Raw genomic sequence first — 17,930 nt, 5'->3', positions numbered from 1 at the left:
AAGAGGCCGATTGCGATGGGAAAAATCCATGAATTATCATCCGTTTTAGCGGATCAAATTGCCGCTGGGGAAGTTGTGGAACGACCGGCATCGGTAGTGAAAGAACTGGTTGAAAATGCGTTGGACGCGCAGGCCACGCGGATTGATGTTTTAGTGACGGAAGCCGGTGTCCAATCCATTCGGGTGATTGATGATGGCACTGGCATCGCCGCTGATGATGTCTTAACGGCATTTAAGCGGCATGCCACGAGTAAAATCACGTCACGTGAAGACTTGTTTCGAGTGCACTCACTCGGATTTCGGGGTGAAGCGTTACCTAGTATTGCGTCAGTTGCAGATGTCGTTTTGCAGACGAGTACTGGTGAGACGGGAACCCAGATTCATTATCGAGGGGGCAAACTGCTACAACAAAAACCAGCGCCATTGCGTCAAGGCACTGATATTACGGTCACTGAGTTGTTTTTCAATACGCCCGCGCGGTTAAAATATTTGAAGTCACCGCAAACTGAATTAGCCAATCTTTTAGATGTGGTTAATCGGTTAGCGTTGAGCTATCCAGCGGTAGCGTTTCGATTAGTGCATAATCAAAAAGAGTTACTGAAAACAGCTGGACGTGGTGATTTGCAACAGGTGATTGCCGGAATTTATGGCGTCCAAAATGCCCGTAAAATGGTTGCCATTGAGGGCACCACGGCAGACTATCAGGTGAAGGGCTACATTGCATTACCTGAATTGACCCGTGCTAGTCGGCAATATATTTCGCTTTTAATCAATGGTCGCGCCATTAAAAATCAGCAGTTAACGAAGGCCGTTATTAAAGGCTATGGGTCAAAATTAATGGTCGGTCGCTACCCGATTGCGGTCATCGCTTTGACGATGGATCCCTTATTAGTGGATGTGAATGTGCATCCGACAAAACAAGAAGTCCGGTTAAGCCAAGAACCTGAATTAGCTAAACTTATTAGTACAACAATCACCGACCGGTTAGCCCAAATTAATTTAATTCCATCGGCGTTAACTAATCTGGGTAGTCATCGACGAGAACGGCTGAATACGGATCAATTAGCGATTGACTTGAATGCGGCGTCTTCGCAGTATGAGCCCCAGTTGACCGCCTCGACGACGCCACTGACTGCGACGGCAGCTAGTCCGGTCAGTGCGACTTCGTCAGCGGCAACGAGTGCCGCCACAGAGACATCAACCACGCCGATTATGATTAGTGATCAGACTGAGTTAACGACGCCAGCGGTCACTCGGTTTGATGAAAAGTATCAGGCTGAGGCCAGTGTCCAACCGTTTGGACCAGCGCAGCCACAACCGGTTGAACCGGCGACGGTTGCGATTCAACCGGCTACGACGACCGCCCCAGCTGCGGCGCGTTTTCCGACGTTACGCTATTTAGGTCAAATGCATGGCACGTATTTATTAGCGGAAGCGGAAGATGGCATGTATATCTTGGATCAACATGCGGCACAAGAGCGGATTAATTATGAGTATTATCGGCAAGCAATTGGTGAGGTCAGTCCGAATCAGCAGAACTTGTTAGTCCCAATTATTCTAGATTATCCGACTAGTGATGTCCTGAAAATCCAAGAGAAGTTGCCGTTATTGGCGGAGCTAGGGCTTAACCTAGAAGCTTTTGGGGGCAATAGTTTTATTGTTCATACTCATCCAACATGGTTTAAAGCCGGTCAAGAGACCGAGACGATTAAAGAGATGGTGGATTGGTTGCTCCAAGACGATAAGCTAACTGTCGCTCAATTCCGCGAAAAAGCGGCGATTATGATGTCGTGTAAACGGGCCATTAAAGCCAATCATCATTTAGATGATCGGCAAGCACAGGCGTTATTAGCAAAATTACCAAGTTGTGAGAATCCGTTTAACTGCCCGCATGGTCGGCCAGTGACGGTTCACTTTACCAATTCCGATATGGAAAAAATGTTCAAACGCATTCAAGATAATCACGATGCGCAACAGCCATTATAGGCAGTAACGAGTTTGGGGGTCTGCTCAAACTCGTTTTTTGTTACATACGAAATTTAATCAGTAGAAAACCCTAAAGATTGTCAGCAAATTAGTGACGAATAATGGTTTCATGGTAAAATTAAACCATTATTTTAACGCATTTAGAATGGGGATTGTGGCGTGCCACAATTAATAAAGGGGACCAGAGTTTGCTTAAATTACGAAAAATTCCGTTATGGGTGTGGTACACAGGTCTATTTGCAGTCATTGCGACGATTACATTTGGTAGTTTGTTTTTGGCCGGCCGGACTTTGATTTGGGAAGTCGATGGCATGGCGCAACATTTTCCAATCCTATTGGAATTTCAGCATATCTTGCAAAGCGGTCAGCAAAGTTTGTTTAGTTGGTCGTGGAACCTAGGGTTAGGTGCCGATCAATTAACCACGTTTGCTTATTATGTCGTCGGTGATCCATTTAATTATTTGGTGGCGTTGATACCACCAGCCAAGCTAGAATTTGGCTATCAAGCGTTAATTGTTTTGCGATTATATGTAGTCGGTTTGGCCTTTTTAGGGTTTAGTCGGCAGTTTCATTTCAGTCGGCTCAGTCGCTTGATCGGGACTTTGACGTATACGTTTACGGGCTATACATTTTACGTGGGCATGCATCATCCCTTCTTTTTGTTACCCATGATTTGGTTTCCACTCCTTTGTTGGGCAATTGAACGGGTTTTACGTGGGCATCACTGGTTACCATTGAGTTTGATCACCGCAATTGTGATTATGAGTAACTTTTACTTTGCTTATTTATTAGCGTTAGGAAGTTTGATTTATGCGTTAGTCCGCTATGGTCATTTGCGGTCGAGTGGCGCGCAACTCCGGTCGTTTTGGGGGCTGTTCTGGCGGTTATTAGTAGCGGTGACGCTCGGCGTGACTATGGCGGGGGCGATTTTGGTGCCCACCATTTTTGCAATGTTACATGCGACACGAACGAGCTTTGATTTTGCCAATGGTCTGTGGACGTATCCAATCAACTATTACGTTAATTTGCCGAACCGGTTATTAACTAATGGCGGGAGCGTGCAATATTGGGTTACTTTAGGACTCAGTAGTATTAGTTTCATCGGGGCGATTTACACCTTACGGCATTTCAAACGCTACCGCTATTTGAACTGGGTCTTGCTGGCGATGTTAGTGGGAATTTTAGTGCCGGCATTTGCGGCGGTTTTCAATGTTTTATCGACACCATCTAATCGTTGGTTATTGATGGCAACGTTGGTGTTCGCCTATGCCACGATGATTTTTATTGACCAGTTACCACACCTCACAGCGGCCGATTTAAAATGGCTCGCTGGAATCAGTTGTGGCTTGTTAGGTGTCATCTGGTTAATTAATGGCTTTTATTTAAATATTCGTAAACATGACATTGCCACTTACCTGATTTTATTGGCTTTAATGGGGTTACTGTTAGCTAAAACGAGTCTGAAACTATCGCACCGACAATTTAATTGGCTCCTGATGGGGATGGTCACGCTGAACTTGGCTAATAATGGTTTGGGTTGGTTGAGTATTAATACGACTTCGGGGAGTAGTGAACAGTTGCGGCAGGGCACGGCGCTGAAGTGGGTTCACGGATACTTAGACGGGGCCCAAGCTAATTTACCGAAACAGGGCTTTTATCGCACGGCATTAGGTCCAAATTACTATACGATGCGTTCGGCTGAAAGTGATATTCCAATGGTTTTAGGCACACACACAGTTGGATCATATTTTTCCGTGCAAAATGCGTACGTTGGTCAATTGAGCCAAGCTTTAGGTAATGTGGATTATGCGATGAATTCACCGTTGGGAACATTGGATCAACGGACGACCTTAAGTAATTTATTAGGGGTGCGCTATCTGTTTGTTCGCGAAGATCAGTTGAAAGGGCAAGCCCTACCGGCTGGTTATCGGGTCGTTAAGACGGCTAAAGGCTTGCCTAAAATTTACGCCGATCAATTTGTATATGGGTTGAGTAATCATACGGGCACGGTGCTGTTAGCATCTAAAAGCGCGTTACCGCTGGTGTATACGCAGACGCAACAATTGACAACGACGGCTTTTGATCGCTTATCAGCGGTTGACCGAGAACAAGCGCTACTACAAGGCGCCTTAACGACGACACCAGCGAAGGGTGTCACGACAGTCCGACCACGGTCTCGAAGTCAAGCAGTGGCTTATACGGCCCAAACCGATGATACGACGACGTTAGATTCGACGGATAAAGTAATCATTTATCGCAATCAACATGCAACTGGTAGTTCGAATAATATTTTATCGAAGTTGCCAGCGACGACCATCATGTTAACGCCGGAACAACGTCAAAGCTTGGCTCCGGCAACTGGGATGACCATGCCAACCAAAAAAGTATTGGCCTTAGTAGCGGCTAATCAAAAAATAGTTACTCAAAACCAAGCGGCCAATCAAAACGGTTTGACTGCGTTAACCAGTGATGTTCAAGGTCATGCTTTACCGGTCAAATTAACGATTAAGCAGCCGAAAAAATATCGGCATACGGAACTTTATTTGGTCTTAAAAGGCATCACTTATCAACGGTCCTCGATTCAACATGCTATGACGGTTAGTCAGCAGACTAGTACGCTAATGGCCCGCCCCAATACTAAAATTGATCAAATCAATCGGTTGCGGGATGGCTTAAAAGGCAATTTAAGTGCCAGTGGTTATACGTTGACGGCGCAAACGACGGATAATCTTGCTAGCTTTAGTCAATTAGGGACGACCAACATGTCTGATTATGAGCCCCGGAAATCAGCAGTCATCAATTTGGGGTACAGCACTCATGCGCGCAAAGTCATTACCTTAAACTTTACGCAGGTCCAAGGCTTAAAGTTCAAGCAGGCTGAATTAGTCGCCGTGCCGTTCGGTAAAAGTTATACTCGGCAAACGCAAAAATTACAACGCCAAGGGTTAGCGCACTTAAAGGTTAGCGCTAATCAGGTGACCGGGACCACCACGACGACTAAGCCCACCGTGTTAACGACGAGTATCCCATATTCAACCGGATGGCAGTTACAAGTAGATGGTCACACGACCGCCACTCAAGTAGTCAATAAAGCCTTTGTTGGGGCCAACTTAGCGGCTGGCAAACACGTCATTAAATTGACTTATCGGACGCCAGGGTTAAGGCTGGGACTGTGGTTAAGTGTCCTTAGTGGGGTAATTAGTGTCGGGCTAGTGGGGTGGCTTAGCTGGCATTGGTGGTGCAAAAAAGACCGACGCTAGGTGCCATCGGTCTTGTCAGTTAAACTTTGAGTAGATTAATGAAATGGTCTGGAATGGTGACGGGCGTCTTGAATTTGGCCCATTCTTGGTCGGTAACTAGCATGACTAACGGTGTGCTGGTGGTGGTTAACCAAGTCTGCCGAGGTTCAACGGGGGCCATAGCTGTCGTAATGTCGGCATTGACGTCGGCATCGGTAATCTGCCAGAGCCGGTGGGTGATACCCGCCGCATCGGTTAGTTCAAAGGCTTTAGGAAAATGACCGACCCAATCATCAATTAACATTTCAATGACGGGTTGTTGCGGATAGAGCACGGTATTTATCGGTCCCGGAACCATGGTGGTGACGGTGACATCATCCGGCCATTGGGCGATGAGACGCCATTGATGAATGCCATTTTGAGTCAGTTCGTACCAATAATAACTGGCACCTGTTTGGATGTGTTCATCGGCGGCTGTCCAGGGTGTGGTGCTATTTTTTAATTTTGTTAAGCCAGTCGCACTGGGTAAGACGGCGGTAAAAGGATTTAATTGCATAGAAAATAACCTCCTGAGGTCCTGAGCATAGCATGTTTTGACGCGATTCGGCAAGTCTAGTCAGACAGATTTTGACTAATTTGCATTTGAAAGACTAGCGGTATTAAGCGACCACGTAATTGTGGTACAATTTAGCAAGCAAACATACGTTTTATTTTAAAGGAGCTTAACAACCGTGTATGAATATTTTTTCGGCCAAATTACCGATGTGACCCCCAGCTTTGTCGTGATTGAAGTGGCGGGCATCGGGTATAAAGTGTTGACGGCCAATCCGTATCGTTATCAAGTCGCATCTGAACCCGTTAAGATGTACATCCATCAGGCAGTCAGCGAGAGCGCCATGTCGTTGTTCGGATTTTATGATGCCGACGAAAAGGCGTTATTTGAAAAGCTTTTGGGGGTTTCTGGCATTGGGCCGAAGTCAGCATTGGCGATTTTAGCGAACAATGATCATTCGGGGTTGATTCAAGCCATCAATCAGGAAAATGCGACTTATTTGACGAGTTTTCCCGGGGTCGGTAAGAAGACAGCCCAACAGATTGTTCTAGATTTAAAAGGAAAGTTAAACGACTTGAACGTCGATGTTACTGGACAGACTGAGCTGGATGTTGCGACAACAGCGGATGCAGGTGCACTAGCAGATGCGTTAGCCGCCTTAACTGCCTTGGGTTATTCACAGCGTGAGGTCAAAAAGATTACCAAGGCTTTAGAAGACTTTAGCCAAACTGAAACTGTGGATACCAACGACTTATTGAGTGAAGGATTACGGTTATTGACGAAGTAGGAGGGATTGAATGGACGACGACAACTTATTATCGGGGGACAAAACGGATGCCACCGAAGCTTCTTTAGAAAAGTCGCTGCGTCCGCAACGGTTAGCCCAATACATTGGTCAAGATCGGGTTAAACATGAACTTAGTGTGTATATTGAAGCGGCCCAAAAACGAGAAGAATCGTTAGATCACGTCTTATTATATGGGCCACCTGGTCTAGGTAAGACGACCTTAGCAATGGTCATTGCTAACGAAATGGCGGTTAATATCCGGACAACCAGTGGCCCGGCGATTGAAAAACCCGGCGATTTAGTGGCTTTGTTAAATGAACTCGAACCTGGTGATATTTTATTCATTGACGAAATCCATCGGTTGCCTAAGATTGTGGAAGAAATGCTCTATTCAGCAATGGAAGACTTCTATGTTGATATTGTCGTTGGTCAAGGCCCGACGGCACATCCCGTGCATTTCCCGTTGCCACCATTTACGTTAATCGGGGCGACAACGCGAGCTGGCATGTTGTCAGCGCCACTGCGCGATCGGTTTGGAATTGTTGAGCATATGGCTTATTATGCGGTCAGTGACTTAGAAGACATCGTCAAACGGACGGCAGCTATTTTTCAAACGAGTATCAAGCCTTCTGGTGCGCATGAGATTGCGCGGCGATCACGGGGCACGCCTCGGATTGCGAACCGGTTATTCAAGCGGATTCGTGATTTTGCGGAAGTCGCTGATCAAACGGCGATTGATGATGTGATTGTCGGCCAATCGCTCACCTATCTGCGGGTCGATGAAGCCGGCTTAGATGAAACGGATAACAAATTATTGCGTACCATGTTAGAATATTACGATGGTGGTCCAGTCGGCTTAGCGACATTAGCGGCCAATATTGGTGAAGAAACGGATACAATTGCAGAAGTGGTAGAGCCTTATTTACTCCAAATTGGGTTCTTAAAGCGGACGCAACGTGGCCGAGTCGTCACCATCAAAGGGTACCAACATTTAGGGTTCCCATTCCCCGAAACTAAATAAAAAGATAAGAGGTCCCAGTGATGAGCTTAACACTTGAAGATTTTGATTATGAGTTACCACATGAATTGATTGCCCAAACGCCCATCAAACAACGCGATACGTCGCGGTTGCTTGATTTGAATCGCCAAACGGGTGTCATGCAAGATAAACATTTTTATGACATTATCGATGACTTAAATCCCGGCGATGCCGTGGTTATGAACAACTCGCGGGTCATGCCTGCACGGTTGTACGGCGTTAAGCCCGAAACTGGGGGTCATGCGGAGGTCTTGTTATTACACAATACTGAAGGTGACGAATGGGAAACCTTAATGAAACCCGCTAAGCGGGCCCATGTTGGTACGGTGATTTCTTTTGGTGATGGTCAATTAACGGCGACCGTGACAGCTGAAAAAGAAGATGGCATTCGTTTGATTGAATTTCATTACGATGGCATCTTTATGGAAATCCTGGAAGCTTTAGGTGAAGCGCCATTACCACCATATATCAAAGAAAAATTAGACGATCCAGATCGTTATCAGACTGTCTATGCCAAGGAAAATGGGTCAGCAGCAGCACCAACCGCAGGCTTACATTGGACGAAAGAACTCTTACAAAAGGTGCAAGATAAAGGGATTAAGTTAGTTTATTTAACCTTGCATGTTGGTCTAGGCACGTTCCGCCCGGTTGAAGAAGATAAAATCGAAGATCACAAAATGCACAGTGAATTCTATCAACTAGATGCCGCTTCTGCTAAGACGTTAAACGATGTCCGAAAAAATGGTGGTCGGATTATTGCAACCGGGACGACGTCGATTCGAACGCTTGAAACGATTGGGACGAAATTTCATGGTGAGATTAAGGCTGATTCTGGTTGGACTGATATTTTCATCAAGCCTGGTTATGAGTGGCAAGTGGTCGATGCGTTTATTACGAACTTCCATTTACCAAAGTCAACCCTAGTGATGCTAGTCGCAGCTTTCACGGGACGGGACATGATTTTAAACGCGTATCAACACGCCATTGATGAAAAGTATCGTTTCTTTAGTTTTGGCGATGCCATGTTTATTCATTAAAAAAGCGTATTTTGCAGCAAAGTCAGCGTCTGGGGCAACTCTCAGACGCTTTCGTGACTTAATGGTTTGACGCAACAATTAACGGAGGAATTATATGGAACCGGCAATTAAATACCGATTAATTAAAACAGAAAAACATACGGGTGCCCGTTTGGGCGAAATCATCACGCCACATGGCACGTTCCCAACCCCAATGTTTATGCCCGTGGGGACGTTAGCGAGTGTGAAATCACTCGCGCCTGAAGAATTAGATGCGATGGGTGCGGGGATTATTCTATCGAATACGTACCATCTCTGGTTACGACCTGGTGAACAGATCGTTAAAGAAGCGGGTGGCTTACATCAATTCATGAATTGGAAAAAGGGAATTTTAACGGATTCCGGTGGGTTCCAAGTCTTCTCGCTAGCTAAGAATCGAGATATTACTGAAGAAGGCGTGCATTTTAAGAATCATCTGAATGGGGCGAAGATGTTTTTATCACCAGAAAAAGCCATTCAAATTGAAAATGACTTAGGACCAGATATCATGATGAGCCTAGACGAATGCCCACCATTCTTTGAAAGCTACGATTATGTTCGTAAGTCAGTGGCACGAACGAGTCGGTGGGCTGAACGTGGTCAAAAAGTACATCAGCATCCAGATTACCAAGGGCTATTTGGGATTGTCCAAGGGGCTGGCTTCAAAGACCTACGAGAACAAAGTGCGAAAGATTTAGTCGGCATGGACTTTCCTGGTTACTCAATTGGTGGGTTATCTGTTGGAGAATCTAAGGCAGAAATGAATCATGTCCTTGATTTTACAACGCCATTATTACCGACTAATAAACCCCGTTACTTAATGGGCGTTGGTTCGGCCGATGCTTTAATTGATGGAGCGATTCGTGGCGTGGATATGTTCGATTGTGTCTTACCGACGCGGATTGCGCGGAATGGGACCTGTATGACGTCGCATGGTCGGTTGGTCGTCAAGAATGCGAAGTTTGCGCATGACTTTACGCCGATTGATGAGAATTGTGAGTGCTATACGTGTCGTAACTACACGCGGGCCTATGTCCGTCACCTGATTAAAGCTGATGAGACATTCGGTTTACGGTTAACGAGTTACCATAACTTGTATTTCTTATTGCACGTGATGCAACAAGTTCGTCAGGCCATTATGGATGATAACTTATTGGAATTCCGCGAAAACTTTTTTGAAATGTACGGTTTTAACAAGAAAAACGCCAAAAATTTCTAGTCATACTAGTAATTTTAAGCGTAATTTGTTAAAGTTAAAGATAGTCAAACATAGATTAGGAGCGATATTTAATGGGTCAACTAACATCAGTTCTTTTCATTGTGGTTATGTTCGCATTTTTGTACTTCTTCATGATCCGGCCACAACGGAAACAACAACAACAACATCAACAAATGTTAAGTAAAATCAAACGTGGCGACAAGGTTGCGACGATTGGTCGGTTACACGGTGTCGTTGATGAAGTCAACGAAGCTGACAAGACAGTTACATTAGACTGTGACGGGATCTTTTTGGTTTTTGATTTAAGTGCAATTGCTAAGATTGCGCCTAATGAAGCTGACATCGCTGCAACGGCTGCACCAAAAGCCGATGCTGAAGTTGCCACTAGTGCTGAAAGCCATATTGATTCAGCTGCTAGTAACGTTGACAGTGCCGCTACTAGTGCGGATAGTGCTGCTGACGATTCTGAAGCTAAATAAGTTAATTGATAATGAGTTCAAGTCCGCTAGCGGATTTGGGCTTATTTTTTTGGTTTTTAAAGGATAAAAATGGGTCTAATAGGCAGTAATTAAGGCGATAACTAGATTATCATTGAAACCTCCGTATTATTAAAATTATTTAATAATATTTTGTTTATAATGCTATTAATTGTGGTACCCTTGAACTAAATATAACTTAAACAATATTTAAACTTAAATATAGGGTAGTAATTAATGCGGGGGTTGATAAGTGATGCGACAAGTAAAAGATGGTAAGTTAACTTATAAAATGTACAAAAAAGGGCGCTTTTGGGTATTTGCCGGAATCATGATGACCACTTGGCAGTTAAATACAATGACCGTTCGGGCCGCTACTAATCAGACGAGTACTGAGAGTAGCAGTGTGACGGCGACCGTCAGTGCAACTAATCAAAGTAGTACGGCGGCGACTGCCACCAGTAGTGTGGCTACAAGTTCAGCCAGCGCAGCTAGTAGTACGACTAGTACCAGTGCGACGCGTACCACTGCAGTGAGCGCTAGCAGTATCAGTACAACCAGTGCCGCTACCAGTAGCGTTGCAACTAGTCAGTCAGCCGTGACAAGTTCGGTATCAGCGGCCAAGACTGTGACTTCGAGCAGCAGTACCAGTAGCACCGTGACTAGTCAGGTGACCACCAGTAGGGCGACGGTTGCTAGTAGTAGCGCCAGTGCTGTGACGACAGCTAGTTCAGCCAGCAGTACCAGTACTGCAACTACTAGTGCAGTATCAGCTACCAGCTCTGAAGTGGCAACTAGTGTGGCTAGCGCTGGTGTCACAAGTGTGACGACGGCCGCTAGTGCCTTGACTACCACGGGCACAACCGCATTGCCGACAACAACCGCAGTGGCAGCAGTCGCAGCGGTTAAGCCGCAAGTGAAATTAGCTACGACAGCCACGACACCGATTGAAAGTGGCACCTTTGGGACAGCGGACTGGACGTTAGACAGTGAAGGGGTTCTGCATATTCAAGCCGGAACCTTGGTTGATTCTGCTGATGATATTGACGGAAACCATGCGCTTACAACGAATACCTGGCAGAATAATAAAAATATTAAGCAGGTTAGTTTTGAAGGAATAGTAGTCGGTGCGCCATATATGGGCTTATTGTTTGCTAATGATCAGAATTTAACTGCCATTACGAAAACGGCGACTGGTTCCTTCGATGTTAGTAAGGTAGAGAGTATCAGTCAGATGTTTTACCAAGATTCTAGCTTAACCACGGTTGATGATGTCTTCATTAATTGGAATAAAAGTAAAATAACAGTGATGGATGCTGTGTTCTATGGTGATAATCAACTGGCTACTATTGATGTAGCAAATTGGAATACGGCTAGTGCGACTAACATGGACTCTATGTTTTCAATGAGCAATGCAAGTTCGATTGATCTCTCAAATTGGACTTTTAAAAATAGTGTTGATTTAACTAGGCTACTTGCAGGGACGACAGGAATATCAGCAAAGATGGTAAGCAGTATGGTGGTAAAACAAGTTAGTTCAATGAATTCTATGTTTGCAAATGCAACCTTTGATGGTAACGATAAAGTTTTAGATTTATCCGGCTGGGATATGAGTTCAGTAAACAAAGCTACTTACTTATTTCGAAATGTGCAAGGTATTGATACGGTTGATATTTCTGGCTGGAATCTAGTGAACATGTCAACAGTTTCAAATATGTTTAATTCCGGAAATTTGAAAACAATCATCGCACCCAATGTTATCTTGGGCAAAAACGTGAGCGACTGGTTAAATAGCGCATACAATGTAGCTACGATAAATTTAGCTAATTTGGATCTAGGGCAAACGGATTCAATTACGTCTTTTTTGTCAGGATTAACGAATTTAACTAGCTTAGATAGCTCTAATTGGAAGACCGGTACGATTACTGACATGAGTTTGCTATTTACCAATGATACTAGTTTAACGACGCTTGATTTAACCGGTTGGGATACAAGCCAGGTAACAGATATGGATAACATGTTTTATAACACTAGTTTAGTTAAATTAGATTTGGCGAATTGGGATGTTCATAATGTCACCGATTTATCAGATACTTTTGGTCAGATGGTCAATTTAATGACGCTTGATTTAACTGGTTGGGTTACTAGTGACCAATTGGTTGGGACTGAACGTATGTTTCAAGGGGATACGAAGCTGGCTATGCTAGATTTGTCTGGTTTTGATATGAGCAAAGTGATATCTAGTGGTAACACTGAATGGGATGATGACACTGGGTCTGCTGCCATGTTTGATGGGATGACTGCTTTAGCCACTTTGAAATTACCAAGTAGTTATTTTTTAACTGCGGCTATGGGCCTTCCCACTAAGACAACTGATGATGAATGGACTGCTAGTGTTGATGATATGAACCCGACGATTTATACCATGCAACAGATGATTGATCCCGATTATTATAACGAACATGATGAGCTTAAAAATGTAACCTTTCGGCGGCAAGGGACGCAGACCACATTTAGTGTTGGCGATCAACAACTGATTGTAGGACCATCGACGCCTTGGCAACCTGTTATTAATGGTCAAGATGGTCAAGCTGGTGATCCGCTTGTGGCGGATAATGTGACAACAACTTGGACTCGTCAAAATGATGCGACCGCGACGGCTGGGGAAAAACCAGTCTTTGATAATGACCATGTTGGCACTTACTCGGTGCTTTATCGCTATGTTGATCAATATGGTTATGCATTTGAAGCGACTGGGACAGTAACCTTGGTGGCTTCTGAAGCGAGTGTGACAGTCCCAGATAAGACGACTGTTGAGAATGGTGCAACCTGGTTACCGGCAACTGATTTTACAGGAACTAACGCCACCGGTGATGCCTTAAGTGCGACCGATGAGAAGTTGGCGATAACTTATGATAAGCCGGTCGATACTACCGTAGCTGGCACTTATCAGGTCACTTACACTTATACTGATAGTCAAGGGAACGTTAAAACGGGCACGACGACTGTGACAGTGCTAGCGCCCGCCCAAGAATTTACAGTGAAGAATAGTACCTTAATTGCTGGTCCTAAAACTACTTGGTCGCAGGCTGATAATTTCGGTAATGCTGGCTTAGATGCGAATGGGACGGCGATTACCTTGGCAGACGTGCAAGTGAGTGGCACGGTTGATCCAACTAAAGCGGGCACTTATCAAGTGACCTATACCTATACGGATAGTCATCAGAAAACGCAGACTGAGACGGTGACGATTACGGTGATCGCTTCTAAAGCTGGTCTGAAGGTGCCAACGACCACTACGGTTGAAAATGGTGCGGACTGGTCACCGGCAACTAACTTTACCGGAACGGATGCTGCTGGTAATCAGTTGGATTATGCAGCAGTGACTGTCGATAATCCAGTCAAAACAACGCAGGCTGGAACTTATACGGTTACCTATTCGTACACGGATAGTCAAGGCAACGTTATGACCCCAGTAACGACACAGGTTACCGTCTTGGCACCGGCAAAAGCCTTTACTGTCAAAGATAGTACGTTAATTGCTGGCCCTAAGACCACGTGGTCAAAGGCCGATAATTTTGCTAGTGCTGGGTTAGCCGCCAATGGGACGACCATTACGGCAAGTAACGTCCAAGTGACTGGCACCGTTGATCCAACTAAAGCGGGCACTTATCAAGTAACGTATACCTATACCGATAGTTATCAGCAGACACAGACTGAAACGGCGACGATTACAGTGGTTGCTTCTCAGGCCAGTGTGACGGTCCCCGCTACGACTACCATTGAAAATGGGACTGATTGGTCACCAGCAACAGACTTTGTCGGGACCGATGTCACTGGTAAACCGTTAGATTACGCGTCAGTTTCAGTGGATAATCCAGTCAAAACAACGCAAGCTGGGACTTATACGGTGACTTATTCGTACACGGATAGTCAAGGCAACGTTAAGACTGGTACCACCAAAGTGACTGTCTTAGCGCCGGCCCAAGGGTTTACTGTAAAAAATAGTACCTTAATTGCGGGACCAAAAACGACTTGGACACAAGCCGATAATTTCGGTAATGCTGGCTTAGATGCGAATGGGACGGCGATTACATTGGCAGACGTGCAAGTGAGTGGCACGGTTGATCCAACTAAAGTGGGCACTTATCAAGTGACCTATACCTATACGGATAGTCATCAGCAGACGCAGACTGAGACGGTGACGATTACGGTGGTCGCTTCTAAAGCAAGTCTGACGGTGCCAACTGCTACTACCATTGAAAATGGTGCTGATTGGACACCAGCGACGAACTTTACCGGGACGGATGCCACGGGTCAATCGTTAGCCTACTCGGCAGTGACTGTCGATAATCCAGTTAAAGCCACACAAGCTGGGACGTATACGGTGACTTATTCGTATACCGACAGTCAAGGCAACGTTAAGATTGGCACGACTAAAGTGACGGTCTTAGCTCCAGCGCAAGGCGTTACCGTCAAAGATAGCACCTTAATTGCGGGACCTAAGACGACTTGGTCGGCGACGGATAATTTTGTTAGTGCGGGCTTAGATGCAAATGGCACGCCAATTACGTTTGCGGATGTCACGGTTCAAGGTCAAGTGAATCCGCTTAAAGCCGGTACTTATCAAATTAGTTATGTGTATGTGGACAGTCATCAGCAAAAGCGGGTTGCAACTGCGACCATTACAGTTGTGGCTTCTAAAGCCAGTATCACGGTGCCAACGACGGCCACGGTTGAGAACGGCTCGACATGGTCACCAGCCACTAACTTTGTTGGGACAGATGTGACCGGCAAGGCGTTGAACTATTCAGCAGTTTCGGTTGATAATCCGGTTAAAACCACGCAAGCTGGCACTTATAAGGTGACTTATCATTACACCGATAGCCAAGGTAACGTGCAAGCGGCGACGACAATTGTGACGGTGTTAGCGCCAGCTAAAGGCTTTACTGTGAAGAACCAGACACTCATCGCTGGCCCTAAGACAACCTGGTTACCAGCGGCTAACTTTGCCACGGCAGGGTTAGATGCCAATGGTCAAGCCATTACGTTGGCGGATTTGACTGTAACTGGTGCGGATCAAGTTAAAACGAATCAACCCGGCACTTATCAAGTGACCTATACCTATACGGATAGTCATCAGCAGACGCAGACTGAAACTGCGACGGTGACGGTCGTGGCTTCTAAAGCTAGCATCACTGTGCCGGCGACCGTGACCGTTGAAAATGGGGCTAGTTGGTCGCCACAAACTAATTTTGCCGGGACAACGATTACTGGGCAAGCACTAAGTTTTACGGCTGTCACGGTGGATAAGCAAATTAATACGCGTCAACCAGGAACGACAAAGGTGACCTACACGTATATCGATCGCCAAGGCAATGTGATTACGCAAGCGACTTATGTCACAGTGTTGGCGCCGGCACGGACTTTTACTGTTAATAACAGTACGGTAGTCGTCAATACGTCATGGGATAAGGCGATAAACTTTAACGGTGGGGTCGATGCCAATGGTCAAGCCATTACGTTGGCCGATGTGACCGTAACCGGTACGGTGGATACCACACAACCTGGACGTTATCAAGTGACGTATCGCTATACCGATAGTCATGGTCAAACGCAGACTAGTACGGCGATTATTACTGTCGTGGCGGCTTCAAAGCCGACCAAACCAGTGATCACAACGCCGTCAGCTAAGCCGCAGCCAAGTGTACCTGGTTCACAGGCACCGACCACTGGCAGCCAGGCGGGAAGTCCGGTTAGTCAGGTGACTAACCCAACCAGTGCGACAGCTGCTAGTGCAATTGCAACTAAAGCGCGTCAGCCTCGGTATCAAGCAAAGATGACGCCGACAGTAGCGACTAAACCAGTCACAACGGTGGCTAGGGATACTGCCACATCAACGGCAATTACTACCGAAAAATCGCAGGCACCAGTAGTGGTCGCTACGCCGACAATGGCAACTAAAACGCCACAAGTGACCTTAGCAACGGCACAAGCACAGGCTACCAAAGCGGTTGAAACAACCAAGGCTAAGGCAACTAAGGCAAAAACGACGAAGTCAGCCGGGACAGTGGCTCGAGCCAAGTCAACTACTGCACCTAAGACCAAGGCGGCTGCAATTGCTCAAACTAAGACTAAGTCAGCGACTAAGACGAGCGCAATTACAACGCATGGTGCAGTTATTACAGCAGCCGTAGTTGGCATTTTGGCAGTTATTAGTGGGTTAGCTTATTATTTCTTGAAACGGCATTGATTTTAAGATCAATTGTGTTAGGAGCTTGGGATTTTAAATCTCGGGCTCTTTTCATTACTAAGGGTTTCCTGATTGCGTTCAGAACACACGTTTGTGTATAATGAAGTGATTAGGAGGGGATCAGATGGCCACAGCAATTGTTGCAGCACCTATAAATATTGATACTAGTCGTAAAATTATTCATGTTGATATGGATGCTTTTTATGCGTCAATTGAAGAACGTGAGCAGCCGGCTTACCGTACACAGCCACTGGTTATCGCACATGATCCCCGTCAGACAGGTGGTCGTGGTGTGGTGACTACCGCTAATTATGTGGCACGTCAGTATGGCATTCATTCGGCCATGCCTGCCCAAAAAGCCTTAGAACTTTGTTCCAAAGCTGTGTTTAAGACACCTAATTTTCCGTTGTATCGCGAGGTGTCGGCCCAAATTCATGAAATCTTTCATGAATATACGGATATGGTTGAACCAATTGCTTTTGATGAAGCGTACTTGGACGTGACCATTAATAAGCCTGGTATCCATAGTGCGGTTCAATTGGCTCATCAGCTACAACGCGAGATTTGGCAGAAAACGCATTTAACTTGTTCAACGGGAATTTCCTACAATAAATTCATCGCTAAGTTGGCCTCGGATTATCGCAAGCCGGCCGGGGTAACCATTGTGTTACCTAACGATGCAACGGCTTTTCTGTTACGGGAGCCGATTGAAAAATTCCGGGGTGTCGGTAAAAAGACGGTGCCAAAGATGCATGATTTAGGGATTCGGACGGGACAGGATTTAGCGGCTCGAACTGAAATGGATTTAATTCAACATTTTGGTAAGCTCGGTTATATTTTGTATCGCCGGGTACGCGGGAGCGATGATCGGCCAGTGGAATATCAACGTGAACGCAAATCAATTGGTAAGGAACGGACTTTTGGACCGTTCTTGCAGACCCAAACGGAAGTCCGCGCCCATTTAAAACAGCTGGCTAAGTTAGTGACGGCGACGATGCAATCACACCAACGACATGGAAAAACTTTAGTCCTGAAATTACGTTATGGGGATTTTGTAACGATTACGAAGCGGCAGACGTTCACTGAGTTCTTACCCAATGATGCTGAAGTCTTTGATCAATATGCGGAAGAAATCTTTGATACCGTTGTTGATGAGCACTTTGATACCGGGATTCGACTATTAGGGATTACGTTAACTGGGCTAGCGCCCCTTGCATTTGAAAACTTAACGTTACCATTATATCCAGGTGATAATTAATTAATTTGGCGTGAGGGCAATTGTTCGGTATACTAAAGTACTGTGACACGAATTTGAGCCACCAG

Annotated in this window: 10 protein-coding genes; 9 read left to right on the top strand and 1 reads right to left on the bottom strand. The window is 45.6% G+C overall.

Annotation, left to right across the window (positions count from 1 at the left end):
• Positions 1-15: 15 nt before the first annotated feature.
• Together mutL and C5Z25_RS02845 are read left to right on the top strand one after the other, a co-directional pair.
• Positions 16-1,986 carry a DNA mismatch repair endonuclease MutL gene (mutL, locus tag C5Z25_RS02850; protein ID WP_105451242.1) on the top strand — a complete coding sequence of 657 codons (1,971 nt, stop codon included), beginning with the start codon at positions 16-18 and terminating at the stop codon, positions 1,984-1,986.
• A 188-nt stretch (positions 1,987-2,174) separates the two neighbouring features.
• The gene (locus tag C5Z25_RS02845; protein ID WP_105451241.1) at positions 2,175-5,246 is read left to right on the top strand and encodes a YfhO family protein; all 3,072 of its coding nucleotides are present in this window, start codon (positions 2,175-2,177) and stop codon (positions 5,244-5,246) included.
• 19 nt (positions 5,247-5,265) lie between these two features.
• Here C5Z25_RS02845 and C5Z25_RS02840 read toward each other — a convergent pair whose 3' ends face one another.
• Positions 5,266-5,781: a hypothetical protein gene (locus C5Z25_RS02840; RefSeq protein ID WP_105451240.1), complete on the bottom strand. Its 516-nt coding sequence runs from the start codon at positions 5,779-5,781 to the stop codon at positions 5,266-5,268.
• 175 nt (positions 5,782-5,956) lie between these two features.
• Here C5Z25_RS02840 and ruvA point away from each other — a divergent pair, with 175 nt between their 5' ends.
• The 7 genes from ruvA to dinB all read left to right on the top strand — a co-directional run bounded on the left by ruvA (position 5,957) and on the right by dinB (position 17,865).
• A complete protein-coding gene (ruvA, locus tag C5Z25_RS02835; protein ID WP_105451239.1) occupies positions 5,957-6,565 on the top strand; it encodes a Holliday junction branch migration protein RuvA in 609 nt (202 codons plus the stop codon).
• A 10-nt stretch (positions 6,566-6,575) separates the two neighbouring features.
• Positions 6,576-7,586, top strand: coding sequence for a Holliday junction branch migration DNA helicase RuvB (ruvB, locus tag C5Z25_RS02830; RefSeq protein WP_105451238.1), 1,011 nt, complete (start codon positions 6,576-6,578; stop codon positions 7,584-7,586).
• Positions 7,587-7,606: 20 nt separating this feature from the next.
• A complete protein-coding gene (queA, locus tag C5Z25_RS02825) occupies positions 7,607-8,641 on the top strand; it encodes a tRNA preQ1(34) S-adenosylmethionine ribosyltransferase-isomerase QueA (protein WP_105451237.1) in 1,035 nt (344 codons plus the stop codon).
• 94 nt (positions 8,642-8,735) lie between these two features.
• On the top strand, positions 8,736-9,878 hold the full coding sequence (gene tgt / locus C5Z25_RS02820; protein ID WP_105451236.1) for a tRNA guanosine(34) transglycosylase Tgt: 1,143 nt from the start codon (positions 8,736-8,738) through the stop codon (positions 9,876-9,878).
• 71 nt (positions 9,879-9,949) lie between these two features.
• Positions 9,950-10,357 carry a preprotein translocase subunit YajC gene (gene yajC / locus C5Z25_RS02815; protein WP_105451235.1) on the top strand — a complete coding sequence of 136 codons (408 nt, stop codon included), beginning with the start codon at positions 9,950-9,952 and terminating at the stop codon, positions 10,355-10,357.
• Positions 10,358-10,610: 253 nt separating this feature from the next.
• Complete coding sequence (locus tag C5Z25_RS02810) at positions 10,611-16,607, top strand: immunoglobulin-like domain-containing protein (protein WP_105451234.1); 5,997 nt, start codon at positions 10,611-10,613, stop codon at positions 16,605-16,607.
• 124 nt (positions 16,608-16,731) lie between these two features.
• A complete protein-coding gene (gene dinB / locus C5Z25_RS02805) occupies positions 16,732-17,865 on the top strand; it encodes a DNA polymerase IV (RefSeq protein ID WP_105451233.1) in 1,134 nt (377 codons plus the stop codon).
• Positions 17,866-17,930: the final 65 nt, after the last annotated feature.

Origin of the sequence: Lactobacillus sp. CBA3605, from assembly GCF_002970915.1 — a bacterium.
Lineage (GTDB): Bacteria > Bacillota > Bacilli > Lactobacillales > Lactobacillaceae > Lactiplantibacillus.
This window is presented reverse-complemented; position numbering and strand designations above follow the sequence as displayed.